Raw genomic sequence first — 24,305 nt, forward strand, 5'->3', positions numbered from 1 at the left:
ACCCCGTCACCGTCACCGAAGCCCGCGTCCGCCTCGTCTGCAGCGACCTCCTCGGCAACCGCACCTGCTGAGAGCGCTAAAGATCCGCCGCACCCGCCGTCAGGCGGCACGCCGGGACGCCAGCGCCTCCATCTGGTCCATCACCAGCACGATCGCCTCGGGACGACGGTCCGGCGGGTACTTGTGCTTGATGAGCAGTCGCTTGATCGCGGAACGCATCTTGGCCTTGACGTCGTCACGGATCCGCCAGTCGACCTGGTCGTTGTTGCGCATCACCTGCACGAGCTCGCGGGCGATTTCTGCCAGCTTCGCGTCCCCCTGGAGCTCGGCTGCTGACTCGTTGGTCGCGACGGCGTCGTAGAACGCGAGCTCATCCCGGTTCAGAGGCGGGTCGAACGCCTCGCCTCGCGATGCCTCCGCAGCGACCTCCCGCGCCATCGCCACGAGTTCGGAGATGACCTCGGCGGAGGTCAGGTTGGAGTTCGTGTAGCGGTTCATCAGCTCGACGAGCCGCTGGGAGAACAGGTTGCGCCGCACGATGTTGCCCTCGGTGACCTTGCGCGCCTCGCCGTTGATCAGCGCGCGCAGCGCCTCGATCGCCACCTGCGGGTTCTCCGAATCCTTCGCCCTGGCCAGGAACGCGTCGTCGATCTGGTCGAGCCGGGGTCGTTCCAGCCCGGCGGCCTCGTAGATGTCGACGACGTCGTCGGCGTGCACGGCGGTCGCGGTGAGCTGGTTGAGCAACCGCTGCACCTCGTCGGGGATCGGCTCGCCGGAGGACTGCCGTTCCTCGGCGTCCAGCTTGCCCATCCAGGTGCGCACCTCCTCGTAGAACCGCACGTCCCCCGCCAGCTCCGCGACCGACGGGTGGCGACCTGCCAGCGCCCAAGAGCGCCGCAGAGCCGGCGCGAGCCTGCGGAACGCCTCCAGCACGGACTCGGTGCCGTCCGGGACCTGGTTCCCTCGCGTGTGCGGGCTACGCAGGTAGCCCACGGCGTGCATGGCGGCGTCGATCCCCGCACGCTTCGTTCCCCGCTTCGCTTCGAGGACCTGCCTCCAGCCGCTCGGGTCCACGACGGCGGCGACCTGCGCGACGTGGGCACGGGCCACCTCGGCGGCTGACTCGAGGTGCTGGCCCACCGGCTTCTCGGCCTGGTCGCGCTGGGTGTACTCCGCGAGCGCCGCGGCGAGGTTCTCCGCCACGGGTGCGTAGGCGACGAGCAGCCCGGAGTCCTTGCCCCGGAACGTGCGGTTCACGCGCGCCAGCGTCTGCATGAGCAGCGCGCCGCGCAGCGGCCGGTCGAGGTAGAGGGTGTGCAGGCTCGGCGAGTCGTACCCGGTGAGCAGCATGTCGTTGACGATGACGATCTCGAGCTCGTCGTCAGGGTTCTTGAGCCGCTTCTTGAGCGCGGCGTTGGCGCTGGGCCGGCGCACGTGCCGGGCGATGTGTTCCGGGTCCGCCGGGGTGCCCGAGTAGAGCACCTTGACCTTGCCGGTGGCGAGGTCGTCGGTGTGCCATTCGGGTCGCCTCGCGATGATCTGGTCGTATAGGCGGGCGCAGATCTCCCGGGTGGAGCACACGACGAGCGCCTTGCCGGGTGCTCCACCCGCGACGTCGTCCGACGTCGGCCGGACGCTCTCGACGACGGCCTCCCGCCGTTCGTCCCAGTGGCCGAGCAGGTCCTCGGCGAGCGTGCGCAGGCGCTCGGGTGCACCGTAGACGGCGTTGACGACGGCGACGGATCGTTCGATGCGGTCACGTTCGGCGTCGTCGAGCCCGACCGTGGCCTCGTCGGCGGCGGCGTCGATCGTCTCGGGGTCGACGTCGTCGGGGAAGTTGACCTTGACGAGCCGGGACTCGAAGTAGACGGGGACGGTGGCGCCGTCGGCGACGGCCCGCGTGAGGTCGTAGACGTCGATGACGTCGCCGAAGACGGCTTCGGTGTCCCGGTCCTTCTCGGAGATGGGTGTGCCGGTGAACGCGATGAGGGTGGCGTGGGGCAGGGCGTTCTTGAGGTGCCAGGCGTACCCGTCGAGGTCGCCGTAGTGGCTGCGGTGCGCCTCGTCGACGACGAGCACGATGTTGCTGCGCTCGGACAGGACCGGGTGCGAGAGGCTGGCGTCCTTCTCGGCGCGGGTGAGCCCGAACTTCTGCAGGGTGGTGAAGTAGATGCCACCGGTGGTGCGGTTGCTGAGCTCGTCGCGCAGCTCGGCCCGCCGGGTCACCTGCCGGGGGCTCTCCGGGAGCAGCTCGGAGCGGGCGAACGTCTCGTAGAGCTGGTCGTCGAGGTCGGTGCGGTCGGTGACGACGACGACGGTCGGGTTGAGCAGGGCGGGGTGCCGGGCGACGGCGGCGGCGTACAGCTCCATCTCCATGGACTTGCCGGAACCCTGGGTGTGCCAGACGACGCCGGCGCGCCCGTCGCCCGCGACGGCACGCACGGTCTCGCCGATCGCCTTGGTGACCGCGAAGTACTGGTGCGGCTTGGCGACCCGCTTGGCCAGGCCGTCCTCGTCGGAGTCGAACGCCACGAACCCGCGCAGCAGCTGCAGAAAACGTTCGGGGTTGAACAGCCCGGAGAGGGTGACCTCGAGTGGCGTGAGCGGGTCGACCTGGCCGGGCATACCGGCGTCGTCCACGAGGTGCAGGCCGTCGGAGCCCTGGACGCGACCGTCCGGCCCGACGACGCGACCGTCGTCGTCGACGTTCCACGGCGCGTAGTGGTTGAGCGGGGTGAACGGGGTGCCGTACTTGGCGACGACGCCGTCGCTGATCAACGTCAGCACGCAGAAGCGGAACGCCATGGGCAGCTCGCGCACGTAGGTGGCGATCTGCGCGTGGGCGGCGGCGACGTCGGCGCGAGCGCCGGCGTTCTTCAGCTCGACGACCACCACGGGCATGCCGTTGAGGTAGAGGACGAGGTCGAAGCGGCGCTCGACGTCGCGGTCGACCACGACGACCTGGCGGACAGCGAGCCATTCGTTCTCATGCTCGTGCTGCGAGACGAGGCGCACCGTGGGGTGGTGCTCGACGCCGTCGGCCGTGTAGGTGATCCGGTAGCCGCCCGTGAGGTAGCCGTGGATGCGGTGGTTCTCCGTGATGGCGTCCTGCGAGCCCGGCCGCAGGATCTCGGCCTGCGCCTGGTCGAGGAACTCGCGCGGCACGTCCGGGTTGAGACGTCGCAGCGCCGCCTTCATCCGGGACCCGATGGCGAGCTCGGACCAGGACTCGCGCTGCGGCTGCGCCCCCAGCGCCGTGTACCCCGGGTGCCCGACGGCGGAGGTCGCGCCGGGGGCGATCTCGGTGCCCTGCAGCGGCGCCCAGCCGAACTCGGCGAGATGGTCGTGGGCGAGCAGCTCCCAGTCGGCTTCGCTCGGATGGTGCACGGTGACTCCCTGCGGTCGTGTGACGGTCTGGGTCCCATCGTCGCGGCAGCGCGATCCGTGCCGCTCGGGTGTGGTCGATAACCCCTCTATCGCCTTTCGTCCGCATCCAGGAGTGAAAGAAGCTTGGACGCCACCAGGTCTGCGGCGGCTTCGATCGTGTAGGCGCGAGGAACACGTGTGACGAGTGGCGCGAGATCCGTGCGGAAGGCGCCGTTGTCGACCTTGGCCAAGAGGTTGCGGGTCGCTCGGGCCGAGGTCAGCCCATCCGGACGGTAGGGATGGAACGCGCGGACGATCTGCTCGGGTGGCTCGCCGAGTTCGACGAGCGAGAGCCAGAGGTCGAACAGGTCGCGCCCCTTCGAGCGCTGGTAAAGAGCACGGATCTTGGTGGCGACCAGCTCGGAGAGCTGGAACGTCTGCACATCGGCGCTTCCCGTCCACCACTCTGACTCGACCCGGTGCTCGATCGTGGACAGCGGGAGCGCCGGTGATCGCTCGTGAGTGTTGACCTCGATCTTGAGACGCAGCGGAACCCCGGTCGACGCTGTCGTACGCCAGTAGACCTTCGGGTGCTCGCTGATCCTCGTTCGTACCGCGAACCCCATGTTCTCGCCGAGCTCAGTGAGCGACCGCGTCAGTTCGCCGATCCCGCCAGGGCTCGACCGGACGTAGTCAAGGTCCTCGCTGTATCGATAGGGGGCTGGCAGATGAAGCTTGTGCAGTGCGGTGCCACCACGGAAGGTGAGCTCCCTTCCGAGGTAGGGATGGTTGGCGATCTCGCAGATGGCTCGTGAGAGCAGCAGGTCCTGCTCCACCTGCTCGGACGTCGGCCAGGCATGGTCGACCGACCAGGCAGTGACTGCGGCAGGAGGGATCACAGGTCGGGCTCCACTTCGGCGTTGAGGAGGATGTTCCATCGAGCGTCCACGGGGCCACTCGCGGGCCCGCCAGGATCAAGGCGGGACGGACTCCGACCTCGTGCCGCGGCCAAGGCTGCGAGCTGGTCGAGATCGAGACCGTCCCCGAACTTGTCGAGCAGGAGCCCCGCGCGCCGCACCGCAGCGAGCGGGAACGCGTCCGCGGCGGCACAGAGTTCGTTGATGGTGAAGTCGTCGGCCTCGCTCAGCTCCACGACGACGGTGGCGGCGTTGTCGAGTCCGCCTGCCGTGCTGACGTCGTTCGCCACGTCGAGCAGGGTGGCCGCCACGGTCGTCACCAACGCACGGCCGGACCGCGTCGGCCACTCGACCGTCGGGACTCGTGACACCGCGGACCTCGTGTGGAACCGGAACCGCGTCCGCCCCACGACTCGGTCCCGGACGTCTCGAGACGTCGCCACCTGGAAGACCTGCACCGCCTGGTGTGCCGCACCGTGCAACTCGGCCGCGGACAGCCAGCCGACGTAGTAGTCGACGCCTGCGTGGCGCATCATCACGTCCACGATCTCGATGCCAGGCGGCGCACCCCACGTCCGGTACTCGGGAGCAACGGGGATCCATAGACCGTGCAGGGGGCGCACCCACTCTCCGCGACGCGTCGGAGCATGGAGGCGGCGGCGGACCTGGTCCTCGGGTATGCCCAGGACATCGGCGACGGAAGACGTCGAGAGGCTTGTGCGCCCGTGCGCGAGCGCCCAGTCGGCGAGCTCGCCCGCCCGGGTCGGCGTCTTCATTGCCTCGTGCGCTCCATCCTGCAAAGTGTCACATGTTCTGTGACGTTTCGCAGCCCTTGGCGCAACCCTGCCTGCAGGTGGACTGCGACGTCGGCGACAGAGCTCAGGAACCCTGGCCCTCGAAGGCGACCTCCACCGACTCGTAGCCCAGACCGCCGAGAAGCCCTTCGAGCGTCTTGCGCGTGTTCTCCTCGGCGCGGCTCGTCAGCCCGCTCTCCTCGGCGGCTTCGGCCAGCAGGTCCTCCGCCCTCAGCAGGACCTCCTGCTGACTACCGACGTCGTCGCCGAAGAAGTCCGCGGCGCGGTCGATCAGCCCCCGCGACTGGGACAGCGCTCGGCTGCCCTCGAGGTCGATCCGCGGTTCCGTGAGCGCCGGGGCCGGCAGCGTGACCGTCACCGCGGAACCGTCCTCAGCCACGTGGACCGCGTCCTCGTTCAGGTCGCTGAAATCCACGTAGACGTCGACCGAACCCTCGGCGAGGAAGATCGTGCGCTCACCCTTGAGCCAGTCGGGCACGTACTTCTGGTCGTCCTCCAGGTCCACCACCACCTGGTAGTTCCCCTCTGCTGCGACGAAGCGCGCCAGGTCCTGGATGCTCAGCAGCACCGGCGGCTCGGAGCGGTCCACTTGTTCACTGACGAAGAGGCCCGCCACCGCGGCAGGCACTGCGACCAGCCCGGAAGCTACCGCACCGAACGCGAGCAGGACCACCAGGACCAGTGCGACACAGGTCCCGACCAACACTCCCAGGATGGATCGCGCGACGCCTCCACGACGGCGCGGCGGGTCGCCGACGACAGTCTTCTCAGCCTCGGCGACAGACGAGTTCTGCGGCACCTGTTCTCCTACTTCCCGACGACGTCGTCGTTGTCCGCACGGCGCCGCGCCGTCCGTTCGGCCAACTCCCCGGAGATCCTGGTGGTCATCGACCTGGCGCGGACGATCGCCTCGCCGCTGCCGCGTCGTGCAGCGTCGATCCCTCCGGCGCCGGTCTCGACCACCTTGTTCCGCACGTCGCCCGCCGCGTCGATCCACCGCCGCGCCTGCCACGACTCCCTGCCAACCTCGATCCCGAGCCTGGAGTGGAACTCGTCCACCGAGGCAGCGGCCTGCTCGCTCGACCGCACGACGCGGGGCGCGGTCGACGGGTTCAGCAGCACCTTGGCGTTAGCTCGACCGGCGGCTGTATCCATGCGTCTCAGCAGCTGCGCAGTGCTGCGTTCGATGAGCTCGAGCCTGGCCTGCCTGGCCTTCTCCAGGCCTCGACGGTGGCGGTCCAGCTCCTCGAAGTCCCCGGAGTCGAGGACCCTGTCCAGCTCCAGCAAACCGAGCGCGTCCTGGAGCTGGAAGCAGCGTGCGAGGACGGAAAGCCACTCCTCGACCTCGGGCACCGCCTCGGAGACGGTCTTGGCCAGGTCGCTGACCTTCGTCCTGCCCTCCAATTTCTCCGCAAGCGCGTCGAGTCGGCGCAGGGCGTACGCCTGGGTCGTCGCGATCGACTTCTTCTCGGCCTGCACGGTCGACCAGGTCGTCTCCGAGACGCGGCCAGTGCTCTCACGGACGGTCAGGGCGTCATCGATCACCAGCCCCGATCCGATCATGTCGGCCACGAAGGCATCCTTCTGGGCCCGGAGGATGTCGTCGACCTTCTGGTCGATCACCGCGAGGTAGTCGGTGATCTCATCCATCGCCTGCTGCATCGCCAGCTGTGCCATGAGGCCAGCGGCCCCGGCCAAGTTGGCCGGATTCGTGAGCATCGACCCCGGCGTCTTGGCGAACTCGAGAATGCCCTTGATCTTGCCCTTGTCCGTCACCACGGCCCGAGCGACGTCCGCGCTCGAGCCCTTCATCAGGTCGAGCTTCGTCATCAGCTCCGCGGACTCCTTGGTGAGCTGCACCCATCGGCCTGACGTCGCGGCGATCTCCGACGCTGCCTGGGCGGTCCCGGCGCCACTACTCAAGGCGTTGCTCAGACGTGGCAGACCGAGATCGTTGGACGGCAGGCTGTGCGAGGTCAGGAAGCGGTCGACCGCCCCGGTGCTTCCGATGACTGCAAGACCCTTGCCGTCACTGATCAGCTCGAGGTCGTCCACGGTCAGCTCCTGGAGAGTTCGCGCTCACGGACGGCGTCTCGCCGCCAGCGATCCTGGTCAGCCGAAGAGTAGCGGCCCGGCGTGTGGCTGGATCGCGGGCATCAGCCGCCGACCGGCTACGGGCACGTTCCTGAGCACCCTGCTGGACGCCAAGTACGGCGGAACTGTGCGGGACAGCAACATGATCGACCCGTCCTACTCGCCCGTGATTTCACCCTGACTACGGCAATCGCCGTAGCGGCCGTGCGACAGACTGGCCACGTCCGCTCGTCCTTCGCATCAGGACGTGGCGACATCAGAGAGCCGAGGGACTCGCCATCCAGTCGGGCGATCTCGGCGCTCGCCTCAGCGACCAGCGCGGCCGTCGGCCCGTCGAGCGCGAGCTCGGCGCGGGCTATGCGTGGCGGGACGGCTGCTTCGTACGGCCTACGACGACGCCTCCTGCCCGCGCGGGGACCATACTCGCCGTCCGAGGACTCCCAGTCGAGGAGCTCGGTCCCGAACGACGGCCAGTTCGCATCCATTGCAACGCCCTCGCGTTGGCATCGGAAAAACCAAGAAACGATGTTAGAGGACCTTCTGACTACCGGATGCGGCTCCCAGTGCCGCGCGTGGGTGACGCCGCCCACCCGGCGACCCTCCGGTTCCGCGCCTCGACGAAGTCGGTGGAGCGACGGAGGAACTCGGCGTACGTCTCGAGGTCGCGAGGGATCGACGGCGAGGCGAATCCGTCGAACGGCATGAAGAAGCGCACGCCGCCGTCACTGGTCATCAGGTCTTCGAGCAGGAAGAACTCGACGTACCCGTCGAAGCCGGTGAAGAGGTCGAAGAAGTCGCCGTAGCGCGCGAGCACTGCACTCAGCGGGCTCGGCTCCCCTCGGTAGTGCAGCCGGACGCACTCCAGCGTGAGATCGATGCGGTCCGCGATGCGTCGGGTGAACCCTCGGGCACCGTTGATCGTCATCTTCCCGTCGACACGATTCCCCGGGAAGAGCAGCATCCCGCCGATCGTGTAGGTGATCGTGCGAACCCAGTCGACGTAGTCGTCGGGAAGTTGCGCGACGAGACCCTTCGTCACCTCCCAGTGCGTGAAGGTCTGCATGACCGAGTCGCTGGCCAGCCAGAACTCGCCAACCGCCGACCGGTGGTAGAGATAGGCGCCGGGCGTCGTCGCGACGAGGTCGAACGAACGCCCGTCCGGGAGAGGCTTGCTCCAGAGATACTGGTGGTAGTTCCGCAGCGTCGGACTGTGCGTGTCGGGGTCCCTACCGCCGGAGTCCGTCCGGACGTCGAACGAGGTATCGATCTGCACGGTCGTCACCGTCCGTTTGTCGTCCGTGTCAGGCGGGAGGACCAGAAGGCGTCGTCCCGCCAGTCGGCGGGAATGCCCATGCCCCGCAGCGGCACGTCAGGATGATTGTCGAGGAGATCGCTGAGCCGCTGAGCCCACGACGACCGCGGGGAGACGACGCCGAGCACGCTCTGCAGGGACGCGAGGACCGGATAGAGCCGCTTCCGGCGATCCGGAACGGCGGTGAGGACCTCCGCGTCGCTGAGCCATTCGATGGTCGACGGCTTGGGGATCGCCGGGTAGACGCCGAGCCCGACGTTCCAGAGCCGGCCGTGGTGGGCGCAGATGTTGCGCGCCCGTACGTAGGTCCACAACCAGGAAGTCAGCACCGGTGCCGTGAGGCCGAGCGGACGGGCGATGCGCTTCACGTCCGAGATCCTCGCGAGGTTCTCGACGAGGCTCGTCAGCTGACCCAGAGTGAGGCTCTCGACCATCAGCCACGACGGCGGCAACTCCGGTTCGCCGTACGTAGTGAGGTAGTGCTCCATCGCCGACCGGTGGGAGAGGTCATCGACCAGGGAGTCCTCGCGGCCCCGGAGCTGGTCCCGACACGCCTTGCGGACGATGGCGAGCGACTTCCGGTGGTTCTGCCCGTCGCGGAAGTGCTGCACATCTGTGTACCAGAAGGGCCCGCCGTGCTGCAGCGACATCGTGTCCGTCAGGGCGGCCCGGACCGCGACCTCGATCCGTTCGATCGCGTCCATCACCAGCAGGCGGAGCTCACGGTCGAAGACGTACAGGTCGAGGACCTGGTCGAACGACGTGTCGTCGCGCAACCTCTCCCTCGACGGCGTGACGCGGAAGGGTATGAGGTACGGGGAGAACCGGTAGTAGCCGACGTGCCGCAGGTAGCGCAGCGTCCGGTCGCGATCGGGGACGACCAGACCGCGGGCGATCATCCGATCGACGAGGTCCTCGTGGTCGAGCGCCGGCTTCGTGTAGCGCCGAGTCCCCCGCAAACGCACCGGCGGAGTCGTCGTCATCGATCGCTCCCCGGGCAGAGAAAATCCCCCGATTTGCGCATCGTGGAGAGGCGTGGGGGATCTAGTGGTTCGAATCTACGCGTGGGGGCGACCGCGTGGCAAGAGCGCGCGCGAGCCCGTCGGGTGAAATCGGTCTCTGGACCCAGCGACCCGACGAGCTCCGCGCGATCGGTCACAGGCCGGCCACCTCGGCGGCCTCCTCGACGCGGAGCCTGCCCGACATGAGGGCGGGCAGGAGACTGTCGCGCAGCGCCTCGAGTCTCGGAAGCTCTCCACGGGCAGCCCGAGCAGCGACAGCCAGAGCTTCCACCTGATCGACCAGCATCTCAGGCAGGTCGCGCGGGTCCGGGATGAGGACCTCCAGCATCTCGCCGGGCTTCACACGCTGGTGACTTCCCGACGTACCGGCCACCATCCCCTCGAGCATCTTGCCGACCCGCGGCTGAGCGACCAAGGCCCACAGCAGGCTCGGTGAACCGTACCTGGGCCCGAGAACGACGAACTCCGTCGAAGCGAGCGCCAGGACGTCGGACAACTCGGCGAGGTTCCAGATACGGGGGAATCGGGGGTTCAGCTTGGAGAAGAGCACTGACGGCGCATCAACGAGGAACTTCGCACTCTTGATCGTCGCCGGTGCGACCTCCTCGGGGCGCCCGTTCGCATCGAACGCGGGTAGCGAGTAGTGGGCGACGACCGGGTCGTCCAGCAGGGCCGGATCGACGCTCTGGCGCGACACGTCGGCGATCGACCCCAGCGGGACTATCGGGCTCTCCGCGGCGAGAAGAGCCAGCGTCAGATCGTCGGCGGTGGTGGCGAGCTTGGTGTTGGCCGCGATCTTGTCGTCGAGTGCGCCCAGCACATCGGCGATCGCGCGCTGCTGGTCGATCGACGGTGTGGTGATCCGAGCAGCCCGGAGATCGGACAGGCTGATGTACGGCGCCATGTCCGTGTTCCCCTGCAGGTAGGCAGCCTGACCGAGAAACTCGCTCGACTGGAGCCAGTAGCGGAGGAAACGCGGGTCGAGCTCCTCGGGCCTGTGAACACGGAAGTAGCAGAGCTGTGGGGAGTAGACGGCGAGTTCATCAGTTGGCGGCATGACCGCCACGCGACCCACCGTGCCCTTGGTCGTCAGCAGCACATCACCCGCGGACGCGACCTTTGCGCCCATCTGAGCCTTGTAGTCCACGGACACAAAGTCATCGCCGTCGAGATGAACCACGTCGTCACGAACGTCAGCCACCCGAATGATCCGGTATCCGGGGCGACCGTGCTCCGAACGCTTGGTCCGGTAGCCGTCACCCATCGACAGAACGCCATCGGCAGCCAACTCGCCGATGGTCGCGCTAGCCACGGACCCTCCCGAGCTGCTCGCGGACGACCTTCTCCAGTCGCGCCGACTCGTCGAACTGCGCGAACAGCTCCGCGGTCAGCCGGGAGATCTTCTCCTCGATGGGCTCGCCGTCGTCCTCGACCTCAGCGGCACCCACGTACCGCCCCGGCGTCAGCGCGTACCCGGCGTCCTTGATCTCCCCGAGCGACGCGGAGTAGCAGAACCCGGCCTCGTCGGCATACTCCTCCCCCGCCGCAGACTCCGTCCCGAGCCACGCGTGGTAGGTCCCGGCGATCCGGGCGATGTCCTCCTCCGACAGCGCCCGCTCGGCTCGGTCGACCATGTGGCCGAGGTTGCGCGCGTCGATGAACAGCACTGAGCCGGCCCGCGCGCCCTTCGCCTTGGCGAAGAACCACACGCACACCGGGATGCCCGTGGAGCGGAACAGCTGGGTGGGTAGCGCCACCATGCACGAGACCAGATCAGCCTCGACGAGCTGCGCGCGGATCTCGCCCTCTCCCCCGGAGTTCGACGACATCGACCCGTTCGCCATGACCACGCCCGCGGACCCGGTGGGCGCGAGCTTGGACAGGATGTGCTGGATCCATGCGTAGTTCGCGTTGCCTGCGGGCGGCACGCCGTACTTCCAGCGGGCGTCGTCGGTGGTGCGCGCCCAGTCCTTGATGTTGAACGGCGGGTTCGCCATCACGTAGTCGGCCTGCAGGTCGGGGTGCAGGTCGCGCGCGAACGTGTCGCCCCAGCGCGGCCCGAGATGGCCTTCCAGCCCGTGCACCGCCAGGTTCATCTTCGCCATGCGCCAGGTGCGCTCGTTGAGCTCCTGCCCGTACACGCTGATGGCCTGCGGGTTGGCGCCGTGCCGCTCCAGGAACTTCTCGGCCTGGACGAACATGCCGCCCGACCCGCACGCCGGGTCATACACGCGGCCCGCGTACGGCTCCAGCATCTCCACGAGCACGCGCACCACACCGGGCGGGGTGTAGAACTCGCCGCCCCGCTTGCCCTCGGCAGCCGCGAACTTGCCGAGGAAGTACTCGTAGACCTCACCGAGCACGTCCCGCGCCTTGGAGACCTTCTCACCGTCGGCCCCGATGCCCGTGAACCGCGCCGACGAGAACAGGTCGATCAGCTCACCGAGGCGGCGCTGGTCCACGTTGTCCTTGTTGAACAGCGTCGGCAGGGTGCCGGCGAGCGTCGGGTTGGCGCCCATGATGTGGCTCATCGCGTCGTCGACCAGCATGCCGATCGACGCGTCGACCTCGTCGGCGACGCCCACCCGACCCTTGGCGTGCTGCGCGAGGTAGCGCCAGCGCGCCCGCTCCGGCACCCAGAACACCCCGTGGCCGCGGTACTCGTCGATGTCCTCCTGCAGGCCCTCGACGTCCTCGGCCTCCATCCCGTCGGCGAGGCCGTCGGCGCGGATCGCCTCCCAGCGCTCGTCGAACGCGTCCGAGACGTACTTGAGGAACACCAGCCCCAGGATCACGTCCTTGTACTGGCTCGCGTCCATCGAGCCGCGCAGCTTGTCCGCTGCCTTCCAGAGCGTGTCCTTCAGCTCCTTCATGGTGGTCGCCGTGGCGACCGAAGGCGTCTCGGCCTTCTTCCTGGGTGGCACTCGCCGTTCCTTCCTCACGTGGGGTCGCCCCCATCCAATCGCATGCGTACGACACCGGCGGTCACGCCGTCGCACAGCGTCCCTGCCAGCTCGTCCAACATCTCCAGCTCGCGCCGCGCGGCAGCGGCGCGGTCGCTCGCGGCCCGCAGAGCGCGTCCGACGGCGGCGGCCTGGTCGTGCGGCACGAGCCGCACCTCCCACGCGCGCCACCACTTCGCGCCGGGCGCCTGGGCGCCGACGTCGCGCGCCAGGACCTCGGGGACGACGGCGTCGCGCTCGTCGCGCCCGACGCCGCGGGGTGACAGCACCCGGAACACCTGCGCCGGGTACTCCACGGCGGAGAACCCCTGGTGGTCGACGACGGCGGCCGGCCGCGGTGTCGTCGTGAAAACGACGTCGCCCGGCTCGGTCAACCGCCCCGACGGGTAGCGCTCGGCAAAGTCGAACGTGCCCACGGCACGTGTCCCCCACCGGCGCGCGCCCGTCAGCTCGGGCACGCCGATCACCCGCGTCAGGCGCGCGTCGCGGTCCGGCGCGTCGGAGACGTCAGCGGCATCGATCCGGTTGCCGGAGAACCGCCGCAGCCGACGGCATTCGACCAGCGCCCAGACGGGGGCGCGACGCACCTCGTTCGCCTCGCCCCGCTCGACCCGCAGGTCGAGCGGGCGGCGCGCTCCGCCGTCGAGCATCCCGGCGAGCTCGACGGCCCGCAGTGCCGCGGTACCGCCGTCGTCCCGCGGGCCGCCGACGACGGGCCTGGCCGCCGCCAGCAGGCTGCCGCGGCCCGCGAGCAGGCTCGCCATCGGCACGAAACGTGCGAAGCGGAACGCGTGCGAGCGCACCGCAGCGGCGTCCCCGAGGGACGCCTCAACGTCGACGAGCAGGTCCTCCACCGCGGCACGGTCGAACGTGCCGGCGACTCGCAGGTCGCTGATGTCGGCCACCATCGTCCACCGCTCGGCGATCGGGACCCCGGCCGGCGGTGCGCCCAGGACCCAGATCGCCGTGCGCTGGCGCGGCCGGTCCGTGACGAGGCCGGGCGGGAGCGCGACGACGGCACGCAGCCGGTCGGTCCGCAGTAGCGCAGAGCGGATCGCCTCTGCCTGCCCGGTCAGCGCCCCGACGAGGGCGGACGCGGGGCCGACAACGACGGCGCGCTGCTCGGCGTGCAGCCCCAGGACGATCTCGTCGAGGCGTTCCAGGAGGGCCACGTCGTCGAGCTCGGCGGTGCCCGCCGGAGGGAGCTGAGTCACCACCAGCGCGTCAGGGGGTGGCTGTGCCACCGACCCCGCGCTCGGCAGCGTGCCCACGTCCCAGCCGTGCGCGCCCAGCCGCCGTCGTGCCGCCCGGCACCCTGGCGGGACGAGGGCGGCAGGTTCGTCGAGGCGACCGGCGTCCGCCAGCACCGCGCGCAGCAGGTCGCCGTTGCCGGGGAAAGGGTCGGCGACGTCGCCCCCATCGAGCACCTGCGCGGCGACCTCAGCCACGAGATGCAGGGCGGACGGGGCGAGTGCCGACGTCGTCGCCTCGGGCCGCCGCCCACGGAACCGGTCGTCGGCGAGCGCCTCGGCCGCCCCGCCCGGGGTGTACGCGGCGTCGGCGGCGAGGTCGGCGAGCGTCGCGACGTGGGCCAGGTCCGCGCCGAGCGCGTCCACCTCGCTGTAGAGCGCCTCGTCGTCGGGGTCGACCTCGTCGGCCAGGTCGAGCAGGTCGTCGGGGTCGAGCTCGGCGAGAGGTTCCCCGGTGGCGGCCTTGAGGCAGAGCAGCGCCTCCAACCCTTCGTGCAGGCGCCGGGCACGGTCCGGGTCGCCGGCGTCCAGGGAGGCCCGCAGCGCGACGTCGGCCCGGAAGTGGGGATTGTTGCCGCGGCCCGTGGCCTCGATCCAGTCGGCGACGTCGCCCGCGCGGAAGCGTGGCGAGCCATCGTGCTCGACGGCGGGCGAAGGGAAGGGCCGCGCGGCGCCGGCGTAGCGGCGCCGCCAGGTGGAGACGACGGGGCGCTGCACCTGGGCGATCTCGGCCACATCGGCGAGCGAGACGTGCAGTCGCTCCAGGAGCGAACCGGCGTCCTGCATGTCGATCTCCTCTCATCGGGTGCCAGCGCAGCCTAGCCATCTCGCTTTGTGACTTCGCTTCCACGGACGATAACCCCCTTTATCGCGCTTGCGTCGTCGTGATGGCATCCGTTCTTGCCAGGCTTCGAGGAGTCAACCCAGGAGGAATCGATGACCGGCACCCCAGATGAGCCGAGCGACCACGCCCAGCTCGCAGAGTCCGTGGTCTCGCCGGCCGAGCCGGCCGACGCCCCGCAGGCGGCGCGACGCCGGCCCCACGGACCGGCGATCGCCTTGGTGGCGGTCGGGGTCGTCGCCGTCGGAGCTGCCGCGGTCGCGATCACCGTCGCCACCCAACCCACGGCGCTCGCCCGGGCGACCGAGCAGTGCGTCACCGACACCGACACCGGCGTCCTGCTCGAGGACGACGACCTGACGCTCGTCGTGGACATGCAGGGCGAGGAGGACCTCCTCGGGACCGACTACTCCACCGTCGTCTGCCTGCTCTCCGCGTTGGAGACACCGCGTCGGGTGACCAGCCTCATCGACTCCACCCGCTCGCTCGACGGCCGCCAGAACGACACCTGGGAGGCGTTCACGGCGACCTGGAGCTACCACCCCGACACCGGGCTCGACCTCCTCGTCGTCGAGGAATGACCCCACGACGACCCCGATCAGAACGGCGTCGCCACACCAGTAGATCTCCCGAAACCGAGAGGAACACCATGTCCACCGACTTCTCGCAGGCCCCGGCGCCTGCCCCTCAGTCCCCCGGCCCCGTGGCCGCCCCCGCACGCAGCAACGGGCTCGCCGTGGCCGGCTTCGTCGTCGGCCTCGTCGCGCTGTGCCTGTGCCTCGTGCCGATCGTCAACAACGCGGCGTTCTTCCTGGCTGTCGTCGGCCTCGTGCTGGCGATCATCGGCGTCGTGAAGGCCCGTCGCGGAGCACCCCGCCAGGGACTGGCCGTCGCGGGCGTCGTGCTGTCCGTGCTCGCCGGGATCGGGGTGCTCGCCTCCCAGGCGTTCTACACCTCGGTGCTGGACGAGGTGTCCGCCGAGCTGAGCGACACCCCCACCGCCGTCGACGCCGGAGCGGACACCTCGGCCCCGACGGGCGACGACGAGACCGGCGCCGAGCAGGCCGACATCGTCACCGAGGAGCCCGTCGAGGCACCGGAACCTGCCGAGGCCGAGGCCGGCACACGGGCGAACCCGTATCGGTTCTCCGAGACAGTGAGCAACGACGACTGGACCATCGACCTTGGCAAGCCCTACGAGGGCTGGGACGAGATCCAGAGCGAGAACATGTTCAACGAGGCGCCGGCCGCAGGCATGGAGTACTGGATCGTGCCCGTCGAGGCGACCTACACCGGCGCCGAGACCGGTACTCCGTGGGTCGATCTCACCGTCGAGTTCGTGGGCGAGGACAACGTCACCTACAGCGACGACTGCGGTGTGGTGCCCGACGACCTCATGAACACTGACGAGCTCTACACGGGCGGAACCGCCCAGGGCAACGAGTGCGTCGTCGTCCCCGCCGGAGCCCAGGGCACCTGGACCCTGACGGCCGGCTGGTTCTCCGACCCGGTGTTCTTCGCCCCCAAGGGCTGAACCACCCCACAGACCGGGTGCGCCGAGCTGACCCCCGAGGGCTCGGCGCACCCTTGCTCGCGTGATGGAACCGTTACGGCTTCCACCCGATTTCACCCGCAGGCGACGCAAGACCTCCGCAGGGCGGATGAAACCATTTCAGCGCCCGTGCGCGCTGCCAGCTGCCGAACCGACCGAGAGCACCCACCGTGACCAATGCCCTGACGTGGATCTTCTGCGCCTTCATCCTCGTGCTGACCGTGAGAACGGTGTTCCAGGTCCACCGTGCTCGGGTCAAGGCGTCGACGCGCATCGACGGCGTACGCCAGGTGATCAGCTTTGACGGACCAGTGCGGCGCGAGTACCGCAGCGGCATGATGAACCGAGCCAAGGACCAGCACGCCGACGTCGCACACCTGTGGCGCGAGTTCGACGAGACGCTCGTCGACGGGCCCGACGGCACGCTGCTCAACACGCACGACGCCGACTACCACTTCAACTCGGAGAGCCTGGCGCCCGAGCTGCTGCACAGCCGGATCCTGCTCACCCGGCCGGCCGTGCTCACGGTCCTGGGCGTGCTCGGCACGTTCCTCGGGCTGTCCATCGGCCTGTCTTCCATCAATGTCGACGGCGACACCGCCCACCTCACCGAAGGCGTCGGCAACCTGATCAACGGCGCCAGCTTCGCGTTCATCACCTCGGTGGTCGGCGTGATCGCGAGCATCGTCACCCAGGCGTACGAGAAGGCGCAGAGCCGGCGTGCCGTCGAGGACATCCGCGGCCTGCAGGGCGCGATCGACGAGCACTTCGAGAGGCAGACCTCCGAGGCGTCGCTCGTCAGCATCATGAACAGCTCGAGCGCGAGCCAGGAATACCTGGCGACGCTCGGTGAGCAGATCGGAGCCTCCCTGCAGGCGGCCGTCGCCCCCGCCATGCAGACGATGGCCGAGCACGCCGCGCGTCAGTCCGAAGAGGTCTTCGAGAACCTGGTGGACAAGTTCGCCGGGCACTTCGAATCGCTCGGCACGACCCTGGCCGAGCGTCTCGACCAGTCGACCACCGAACTGGCGCAGACGATCACCTACCTGGGCGACCAGCTCGCCAAGCAGGCGGACGAGCACCAGGAGCGCATGGCCGAGATCCGCGAGGCCACCCGCCGGCAAGTCGAGCTGCTCGACAAGCACCTGCCGCACCTGGTCGAGCAGCTCCAGTCGGCCACGTCCCACCTCGACGAGGTCAGCCGGCAGCTCGCTCCGTCGGCCGAGCACCTCGAGACGACGGCAGGCTACTTCCAGCGCACGAGCGAGACCTTCGGCGAGGTCCTGACGCGCAGCACCGAGACCCTCGACAGGGTCACCGAGCAGCAGGAATCGGCGTCCGCGTCCCTCACGACGCTCACCGAGCGGCTCGGCGTGCTGACGGTCTCCACCGTCGCTGCCGCCGCCAAGATGAACGAGGCGGCAGGGCTGCTCGACCGCGGACTTGAAGGGATCGACGAGCAGCAGCGCCAGCTGCTCGACGGGATGCGTGAGCAGCAGCGGGCCTTCATCGACGGGATGCGGTCCCACCAGGAGGAGACCCTCGCCGCACTGTCGAAGGAGATCGACGGCTTCCGCAGCTCCCTGTCCGCTTGGTTCACCGAGTACTCGTCCGCCGTCGAGAAGCACACCTCCGACCGCATGAACACGTGGAACGAGCAGACCCACCGGTTCAGCTCGACGATGCTGGACGCCGCGAAGGCGCTCTCGGCCACCGTGGAGGAGATCGACCATGCCCTCCAGGTGCGCCGTCGTGACGAGGTCGAGGCTGCGGCATGAGGCGGACCACCCGTGCACGACAGCCTGGGCACGACGACAGCTCGTCCCACTGGATCTCGTTCTCCGACCTGATGTCCGCACTGCTGCTCGTGTTCCTGCTCTCGGTCGTGCTGCTGATCCTGTCGCTGACCTACAAACAGCAGGAGCTCGTCGCCCAGGAGGCTGAGGCTCAGAAGGCCGAGGAAGTCTTCGCCAGCCAGCGCGAACAGCTCGAGACGCAGGTGGCCTCACTGAGCGAGCGCGAAGAGGTCCGCTCTGCCCTGGTCCGGGAGATCGCCGACGAGCTCGACCAGCGCGGGATCAAGGTCGAGGTCAGCGAGGATGCGTCGGTCCTCCACGTCCCGACGTCGGCACTCGGCTTCGCGTCGGGCTCGTACGAGATCCGGCCGGCTCATCAGGACGTCGCCCTGACGATCGGTCAGGTCATCGGCGACACGGTCCGCAAGGACGATCGGTTCGAGGCCCTCGACACGGTGTTCGTCGAAGGCCACACCGACAGCGAGGCCTTCAGCGGACTGGAGGGCACCGGGAACTGGGGACTCTCGACGTTCCGAGCCATCTCGTTGTGGCGCCTCTGGGAGGAAGACCTGCCTCGCGCGCAGCGCCTCCACACCCTCCTTCGTCCGGACGGCCAGCCGATCTTCTCGGTATCCGGTTACGCTGACTCCCGGCCAGTCGACGCGAAGCAGGCCTCGGACACCTCCAAGGCCGCGAACCGCCGCATCGACATCCGATTCACCGTCAAGGGACCGACCGCCGAGGAGCTCGCCGACATCGTCGACAAGGCGATCGAGGAGCCTGTGACCGCTGAGGCCGGCTGATGGCACTCATCCTCCCCTCTTCAACCCTCGAACCGGGTGACTGGGACGACGACGCCTTCAACGGTTGGGAAGACCTGAGCGACGAGGCCGACCGGGCACGGGCACAGGCCGGCACCGGTCACCGGTACCCACCGATCCTCGCTGAGGCACGAGACGTGCTCGAGAAGCGCGACACCGCCACTCTCCATCGCCGCCTGCGCGAGCGTCTCTTCGCGCGAGCCGTGGCCGAGATCTGGGCGACCGACGAACGCCTGGCACAGCGCTCGATGACTCCGGCGGCGCTCGGCTCCGTGGCGACTGGGCACGACGTCGTCTCCAGGTTGACGACCCACTCCCTCGTCTCCGCCCTCCTGACCTACTTCGACCGACTCGACGACTGGGAGGCTGGCCGGTTCGAGGCCGCAGCCGCAGCCGCCGGTCGCGCCGTGGCGGGCTGTCGGGTCCGGGATGCGGACGACGTCGTCGAGGTGGTGCGCACGTCCGGCCGGTACGCCATCGCCAAGGACGGGCCTCGCGTCCTCGCACGCGAGCTGATCTCTCAGGGGCGACGTCTCGAGGACGATCCCGTCGCGGTCGCGCTCTGCGGTGACGACCAGGGGCGCTTCGCCCAGGTACTGCGCAACGAGTACTACCTCGGACTCATCAGGGCCGCGGACCCCACCGTCGGCGGCCACGAGTTCCTGATCGATGCGACGGACCGCGCCACCGCGCAGAGACGGGACGACGCCGACCACAGGTTCGGTATCGCGGTCCTGGCCGCGCTCTGCGACAAGCCCGGCATCGTGCCGAGCGCCCAGTGGGTCGACGCCGTCCTGGCGATCGGCGGGGACCCTCGCCACGAGCGGAGCGCCCACTGGAACGATTGGTGGGCGCACGTCGACGCCGGTCTGCGCGCCCGCGCGGTCCAGTGGATGTCCGGCGCCGACCTTCGCGCGTTCCTCGATGCGGTGCGCGTCTACGGGCTCGAGTCCGGGAACACCGACCTTCAGCGCATGTTCGTCCGTCGTCAACGCTTCCTCCTGGGTCTCTACGAGTCCGGCCTCGTCCAGGACGTGCGGCTCATTCTCGGGAGCGACGTCCGCGCCACGGTCCGCCGCGTGGCGAAGGTGGGCCTCGTGGACGCCCCTCTCTACACCAGCGGGGCGGACAAGGCAGTCGTCGTGGTCGACTGTGGCGATTTCCACCTCGTCGAGGGATCCCACAACTTCAAGCTTCACGCCTACCTCGGCCGACCGGTTCCCTTCCTGATGAACAAGCACCGGCGCCACTACAGCCTCGACGATCTCCGCCACACCGTGCCCGCCCACCACGCCGAACAACATCTGGCGGGGCCGGCCGCCCACGACTCGTGGAGCCACGACGTCGGCGGTGGATGGACCCGCGGCGCTCTGGACTTCCTGCGGCTCCACGGCATCAATCTCAACGAGAAGGCTCTGCTGACGGACGACGACCTCGCCACACTCGTCGCCCGTCGACGCGGAGCGTCCCGAACGAACCCCCGACGAGGTTGGAGACGCCGATGAAGCTGCGCGACCTGCTGCGACGCGCTCCCGCGACCAAGCCGGACCCGACAGATTCGCCGGCGCCACGCTTCGCCGTCGAGCACGGTGACACGACATCCTTCACGACGACGTCCGAGTATCTGCGCGCCCTGGTCGACGGCGATGCGCACCGCAGCATCACCGAGCAGTACCTGGTCCTCGACGCCCTCGCCGACGAAGGACGAGCGCACGCGACGGAGCTCGGTTTCGAGGTGTCGGCAGACGAGCTGGCCCGCCTCGCACCCCCCGAAGCCGCTCTGCTCGGCCTGCCTGGCCGGTTCGCCGGCAGCCTGGGCACCGCGATCGCCGGGACCACGGCCAGCCCCGAGTTCGCCGTCGACCTCGCCGTGCGGGTCGACAAGTACGACGAGGCCTACCGCCGAACCGGTGTCCTGCTCGCCGTCGGCCTCTCACCGTACGAGCGGGTCTTCCGGCTCAGCCCGCCGGCGCTTCGCGCCCTCCGCGCAGTGGAACGTCACCAGGAACTGCCCCGCGGGCGCCGGACAGAGACGCAGAACGCCCGACTGGTCGCCGATCTTCAAGGTGCCCGACGCATGGCTGCCTCCGACGACTCGGCCATTGCCGACCCGAACTTCTCACTTCCCCTTCGACACTTCGACGCGTTCACCACGGTCGAGCCGCGAAAGGTCGGCGTCACCGTCGACCCCCAGCCCGACGGCTCGCTGCGCCTGGTGCCTGACCTGGGACACGGCCTGCACCCCAACGACCTCGACAAGCGGTGGCACCACCTGCCTGGTGACCAGTCGGCCGACGGCGGCGTCCTGCGCGTCGACAAGGAGCTGGTGCTCCTCGAGCGCGACCAGATCGAAGGCGTGCGAGAGGTCCGACGTCAGGGCTCTATTCCCAAGGAGCAGGTACCGGACTTCCTGGCGGCACCGGGTGACTTCCTCGACCCAGAGAAGGTCGACGTCGAGCTCACCTTCGCCTGGTTGGTCCGTGGGCTCGGGCGCCTCGCCCCCGTGTCCTTCGCCCAGGCGACGAAGAAGGGGCCCGACTGGCTCGGCGCCGACCACGTCTCCACGCCACCCGAGATTCTCTCGACCAAGCCGCAGAGCATCCCCGAGCACGAGGAGATCGCCCAGAAGGTAGCCGAGGCACAGGAGCGGGGCGACGACCTGGTCACGCTCGACGACGACGTCGTCGACATCTCGGACCCGTCCCGGGTGAAGCAAGCTCAGGACGAAGCGCTCGATCGGCTCCAGCGCCTCGGCGTCGATCTCTCGGACGCCGATGTTCACGGCTCCGAGTCGACTGAGCCATCCGGCCCCCAGGTGCGCGTCGGATGGTCCTTCGACGACGCCGACGAGCTCTCGACTCGACTGGTGGCGGCTGCCGAGACCGCAGCCCTTGCTCGCCCGGTCTCCTACGACCAGCTGGGTCGCTCCCCCTACCCGCACCAGGTCGAGGGCATCGAATGGATGGCCCGCCTGATGAATGCGTCCCTGAGTGGCGCCGACCATGCCGACGATCGCGTACGCGGGGCGCTTCTCGCGGACGACATGGGTCTGGGCAAGACCTACATGACGTTGGCCGCCCTCGGCGAAGTCGTTGCGGCCGAACGTGCGGCCGGGACGAGCCGCGGCCCACCTTGGCGGTCATGCCCGTGGCCCTGCTCGAGAACTGGCTCCGCGAGATCGAGGAGACCTTCGGGAGCCGGAGCGGCCCGTTCCGCGACGTCGTCGTGCTGCAGGGCGACGGTCTCGCACACTTCCGCACCGACAAAGGACGGGAGTCCGCAGTCGCGGAGGATCACCTCGACGAGCACGGCATGGTCCGCGCCGAGGTCATGGCCTCGCTCATGCGTCTTCGCGTCGGCGCACAGTTCGGTGACGCCCGCCTCGACCTCCCCGGACGCCTGATCCTGACCACGTACGAAACCATCGCCCGCTACCAGGTCTCACTCTCCCAGGTCGAGTGGGGTGTGATCGTCTTCGACGAGGCGCAGAACCTCAAGAACCCCGACATCCTCCGCACCCGTGCAGCGAAGGCACTGCGTTCACGGTTCAAGCTCGCGGCGACCGGAACTCCGGTCGAGAACTCGCTCCGCGACTTCTGGAGCCTCCTCGACCTGGCGCAGCCTGGCCTCCTGGGGACGTGGGCAGAGTTCCGCGACCGTTGGGAAGCACCGATGGACGACGCCGACGGTGCGCAGCAGGCGCAGATGGGGCGTGACCTGCGGGCCGCCGTCGGCCCCTACATGCTCCGGCGCGTCAAGGAGGACCACCTCCAGGACCTGCCACCCAAGCACGTCCACGACGCCGGCGCGCACGCCGCGCTCATGCCTTCCGTGCAGCGTGACGCGTATGACGACGCCATCGGGCGGTACAAGGCGAACGCAGGCAGCAAGGGTGCGATGCTCAAGGCGCTCCACGACCTCGGTCAGGCGAGTCTCCACCCCGGGCTCGTCAACAACGCGCTGCTGGACGCCCACGACGCGATCGCGCTGTCGGCTCGGACCCAGCTCTCGGTGCGACCGATCCTCGACGGCGTGCGCGACGCCGGAGAGAAGGCGATCGTCTTCTGCCGCACCAAGGTCATGCAGCGGGCCCTGGCCATCTGGCTCCGCGACCTCTACGACGTACCCGTCGACGTCGTGAACGGTGACACCCCCGCCACCGGGTCGAACGACTCCCGCGTCAAGCGGATCCAGCGGTTCGAAGCGCGGCCCGGCTTCGGCGTGATCATCATGTCGCCCCTCGCTGTCGGCGTGGGACTGACCGTCGTCGGCGCGAACCACGCCATCCATCTGGAACGGCACTGGAATCCTGCCAAGGAGGCGCAGGCCACCGACCGCATCTACCGCATCGGGCAGACCCGCGACGTGCACGTCTACTTCCCGATGGCCCTGCACCCGGACGTCGACTCGTTCGACGTGAACCTGGACCGGCTCCTTCGAGGAAAAGTCGCACTTTCGGGCGCCGTCGTCGTCCCCGAGGTGGTCACCGAGGACGAGGTCGCGCGAGCGATGGGACTCGCCTGATAGGACTGCGTGGGTGCTCCCTCTTCGCGTGGTGGATCGAGGACCGCGGCGTCGCTCCGCATCCGGCTTGTACCAAGGCATGTGCCCGGTGGGTGAGACTTTTCCACAGGGCCGTTCCGGCAGGCCACGCGCTTCGCTACGGTGTCCGGGATGTCGTCGTCGACTCCCGGTGAAGGAGCCACCTGATGCCCCGCCCTGCTACCGCCCTCTGCTCGGTCGGGGTGGCGATCCTGCTGCTCGCGGGCTGCACCACGCCGACCCCACCTAGCGAGACCGGTCAGAGCCCGACGCCAAGCGCCACCGTCGAGGCACCCCCGTCACCGAGCGCGTCGGCGAGCCCGTCACCAGAGCCGGTGGTCATCGCCCCGCAACGGCCCGCCGCCATGGACGACGACGGGTACAAGGGCGCAACCGCTGCCGCCGAGTACTTCCTCATGCTGGACGACTACATCATGAAGACCGGCGACACCGCGGAGTTCGAGGCGATGTCGCACAAGTCCTGCAAGACGTGCACGGCGCGCCTCGAGCAGGCCCAAAACATCACGAAGAACGGTGACCGGTTCGAAGGTGGCGAGATCTCCGTCAAAGTCCTGCATGTCTACGAACAGGACCGACCCACCGGCATTTGGCCCATCGACATCGAGGTAAAGGTGGCACCCGCCTCGATCATCAGCCCCTCGGGCGAGGTCCTCTACTCCGAGGAGGAGGTCGTGGCGGAGCAGAAGGTCGAGGTCGTTCACGATGACAGCCGGTGGATCATCTTCAACATCGCTGCCGCCGACGCCAAGGTCCAGGGCGTTCAGTGAACTTCCCAGGATTGCTCCTCGTCGCATTGACTTCGGCCACATTCACCGCGTCGTCGACTGACTCATACGGCGGGTACGTAGACGAGCAAGAGCAGAACATTCACGTCGATTACATCGGCGACGCTGAGCGTCCCTCCGGACCCGACGGCCCCCAGGACCGCTACTTCCGGGCTGACGCGGCGACCTGCATCCAGGACGACGAACGCGACCAGTTCGACGAGGTGAT

18 protein-coding genes and 1 pseudogene are annotated in these 24,305 nt (G+C 69.0%); 9 read left to right on the top strand and 10 right to left on the bottom strand.

All coding sequences use genetic code 11. The annotated features are described in order from the left end of the window. Window positions 1-99 precede the first annotated feature (99 nt). The 10 genes from ACWAT2_RS18820 to ACWAT2_RS18865 all read right to left on the bottom strand — a co-directional run bounded on the left by ACWAT2_RS18820 (window position 100) and on the right by ACWAT2_RS18865 (window position 14,525). Window positions 100-3,387 (bottom strand): type I restriction endonuclease subunit R, encoded by a 3,288-nt coding sequence (locus tag ACWAT2_RS18820; RefSeq protein WP_480049166.1) that lies wholly within the window; start codon window positions 3,385-3,387, stop codon window positions 100-102. A gap of 86 nt (window positions 3,388-3,473) precedes the next feature. After that, window positions 3,474-4,265 (bottom strand): nucleotidyl transferase AbiEii/AbiGii toxin family protein, encoded by a 792-nt coding sequence (locus ACWAT2_RS18825; RefSeq protein WP_480049167.1) that lies wholly within the window; start codon window positions 4,263-4,265, stop codon window positions 3,474-3,476. Beyond that, window positions 4,262-5,059 carry a type IV toxin-antitoxin system AbiEi family antitoxin domain-containing protein gene (locus tag ACWAT2_RS18830; RefSeq protein WP_480049168.1) on the bottom strand — a complete coding sequence of 266 codons (798 nt, stop codon included), beginning with the start codon at window positions 5,057-5,059 and terminating at the stop codon, window positions 4,262-4,264. The genes ACWAT2_RS18825 and ACWAT2_RS18830 overlap by 4 nt, the downstream gene beginning before the upstream one ends. Before the next feature lie 103 nt (window positions 5,060-5,162). Continuing rightward, window positions 5,163-5,897: a DUF4230 domain-containing protein gene (locus tag ACWAT2_RS18835; RefSeq protein WP_480049169.1), complete on the bottom strand. Its 735-nt coding sequence runs from the start codon at window positions 5,895-5,897 to the stop codon at window positions 5,163-5,165. Window positions 5,898-5,905: 8 nt separating this feature from the next. Further along, window positions 5,906-7,153, bottom strand: a complete 1,248-nt coding sequence (locus tag ACWAT2_RS18840) for a hypothetical protein (protein WP_480049170.1) — start codon at window positions 7,151-7,153, stop codon at window positions 5,906-5,908. Window positions 7,154-7,736: 583 nt separating this feature from the next. Continuing rightward, a complete protein-coding gene (locus tag ACWAT2_RS18845; RefSeq protein WP_480049171.1) occupies window positions 7,737-8,465 on the bottom strand; it encodes a DUF6994 family protein in 729 nt (242 codons plus the stop codon). A 5-nt stretch (window positions 8,466-8,470) separates the two neighbouring features. Beyond that, on the bottom strand, window positions 8,471-9,487 hold the full coding sequence (locus ACWAT2_RS18850) for an Abi family protein (protein WP_480049172.1): 1,017 nt from the start codon (window positions 9,485-9,487) through the stop codon (window positions 8,471-8,473). A 172-nt stretch (window positions 9,488-9,659) separates the two neighbouring features. Then, window positions 9,660-10,838: a restriction endonuclease subunit S gene (locus ACWAT2_RS18855; RefSeq protein ID WP_480049173.1), complete on the bottom strand. Its 1,179-nt coding sequence runs from the start codon at window positions 10,836-10,838 to the stop codon at window positions 9,660-9,662. Next, complete coding sequence (locus tag ACWAT2_RS18860; protein WP_480049174.1) at window positions 10,831-12,450, bottom strand: class I SAM-dependent DNA methyltransferase; 1,620 nt, start codon at window positions 12,448-12,450, stop codon at window positions 10,831-10,833. The genes ACWAT2_RS18855 and ACWAT2_RS18860 overlap by 8 nt, the downstream gene beginning before the upstream one ends. Before the next feature lie 14 nt (window positions 12,451-12,464). Next, window positions 12,465-14,525: a hypothetical protein gene (locus ACWAT2_RS18865; RefSeq protein ID WP_480049175.1), complete on the bottom strand. Its 2,061-nt coding sequence runs from the start codon at window positions 14,523-14,525 to the stop codon at window positions 12,465-12,467. A 150-nt stretch (window positions 14,526-14,675) separates the two neighbouring features. Here ACWAT2_RS18865 and ACWAT2_RS18870 point away from each other — a divergent pair, with 150 nt between their 5' ends. The 9 genes and pseudogenes from ACWAT2_RS18870 to ACWAT2_RS18910 form a co-directional block, all read left to right on the top strand. Continuing rightward, the gene (locus tag ACWAT2_RS18870; protein WP_480049176.1) at window positions 14,676-15,161 is read left to right on the top strand and encodes a hypothetical protein; all 486 of its coding nucleotides are present in this window, start codon (window positions 14,676-14,678) and stop codon (window positions 15,159-15,161) included. Window positions 15,162-15,229: 68 nt separating this feature from the next. Further along, complete coding sequence (locus ACWAT2_RS18875; protein WP_480049177.1) at window positions 15,230-16,114, top strand: DUF4190 domain-containing protein; 885 nt, start codon at window positions 15,230-15,232, stop codon at window positions 16,112-16,114. A 188-nt stretch (window positions 16,115-16,302) separates the two neighbouring features. Further along, on the top strand, window positions 16,303-17,910 hold the full coding sequence (zorA, locus tag ACWAT2_RS18880; protein ID WP_480049178.1) for an anti-phage ZorAB system protein ZorA: 1,608 nt from the start codon (window positions 16,303-16,305) through the stop codon (window positions 17,908-17,910). After that, the gene (locus tag ACWAT2_RS18885; RefSeq protein ID WP_480049179.1) at window positions 17,907-18,731 is read left to right on the top strand and encodes an OmpA/MotB family protein; all 825 of its coding nucleotides are present in this window, start codon (window positions 17,907-17,909) and stop codon (window positions 18,729-18,731) included. Before zorA ends, ACWAT2_RS18885 begins: the two co-directional genes overlap by 4 nt. Then, window positions 18,731-20,254: an EH signature domain-containing protein gene (locus ACWAT2_RS18890; protein ID WP_480049181.1), complete on the top strand. Its 1,524-nt coding sequence runs from the start codon at window positions 18,731-18,733 to the stop codon at window positions 20,252-20,254. Before ACWAT2_RS18885 ends, ACWAT2_RS18890 begins: the two co-directional genes overlap by 1 nt. Before the next feature lie 572 nt (window positions 20,255-20,826). Continuing rightward, a pseudogene (locus ACWAT2_RS18895) lies at window positions 20,827-21,852 on the top strand (SNF2-related protein); the annotation flags it as partial. 38 nt (window positions 21,853-21,890) lie between these two features. Beyond that, window positions 21,891-23,273 carry a DEAD/DEAH box helicase gene (locus tag ACWAT2_RS18900; RefSeq protein ID WP_480049183.1) on the top strand — a complete coding sequence of 461 codons (1,383 nt, stop codon included), beginning with the start codon at window positions 21,891-21,893 and terminating at the stop codon, window positions 23,271-23,273. A 221-nt stretch (window positions 23,274-23,494) separates the two neighbouring features. Next, a complete protein-coding gene (locus tag ACWAT2_RS18905) occupies window positions 23,495-24,079 on the top strand; it encodes a DUF6318 family protein (protein WP_480049185.1) in 585 nt (194 codons plus the stop codon). Beyond that, on the top strand, window positions 24,076-24,305 hold a 230-nt coding region (locus ACWAT2_RS18910), incomplete at its 3' end, for a hypothetical protein (protein WP_480049187.1). The genes ACWAT2_RS18905 and ACWAT2_RS18910, both read left to right, overlap by 4 nt.

It is taken from the genome of Isoptericola sp. GX10416, from assembly GCF_056590155.1.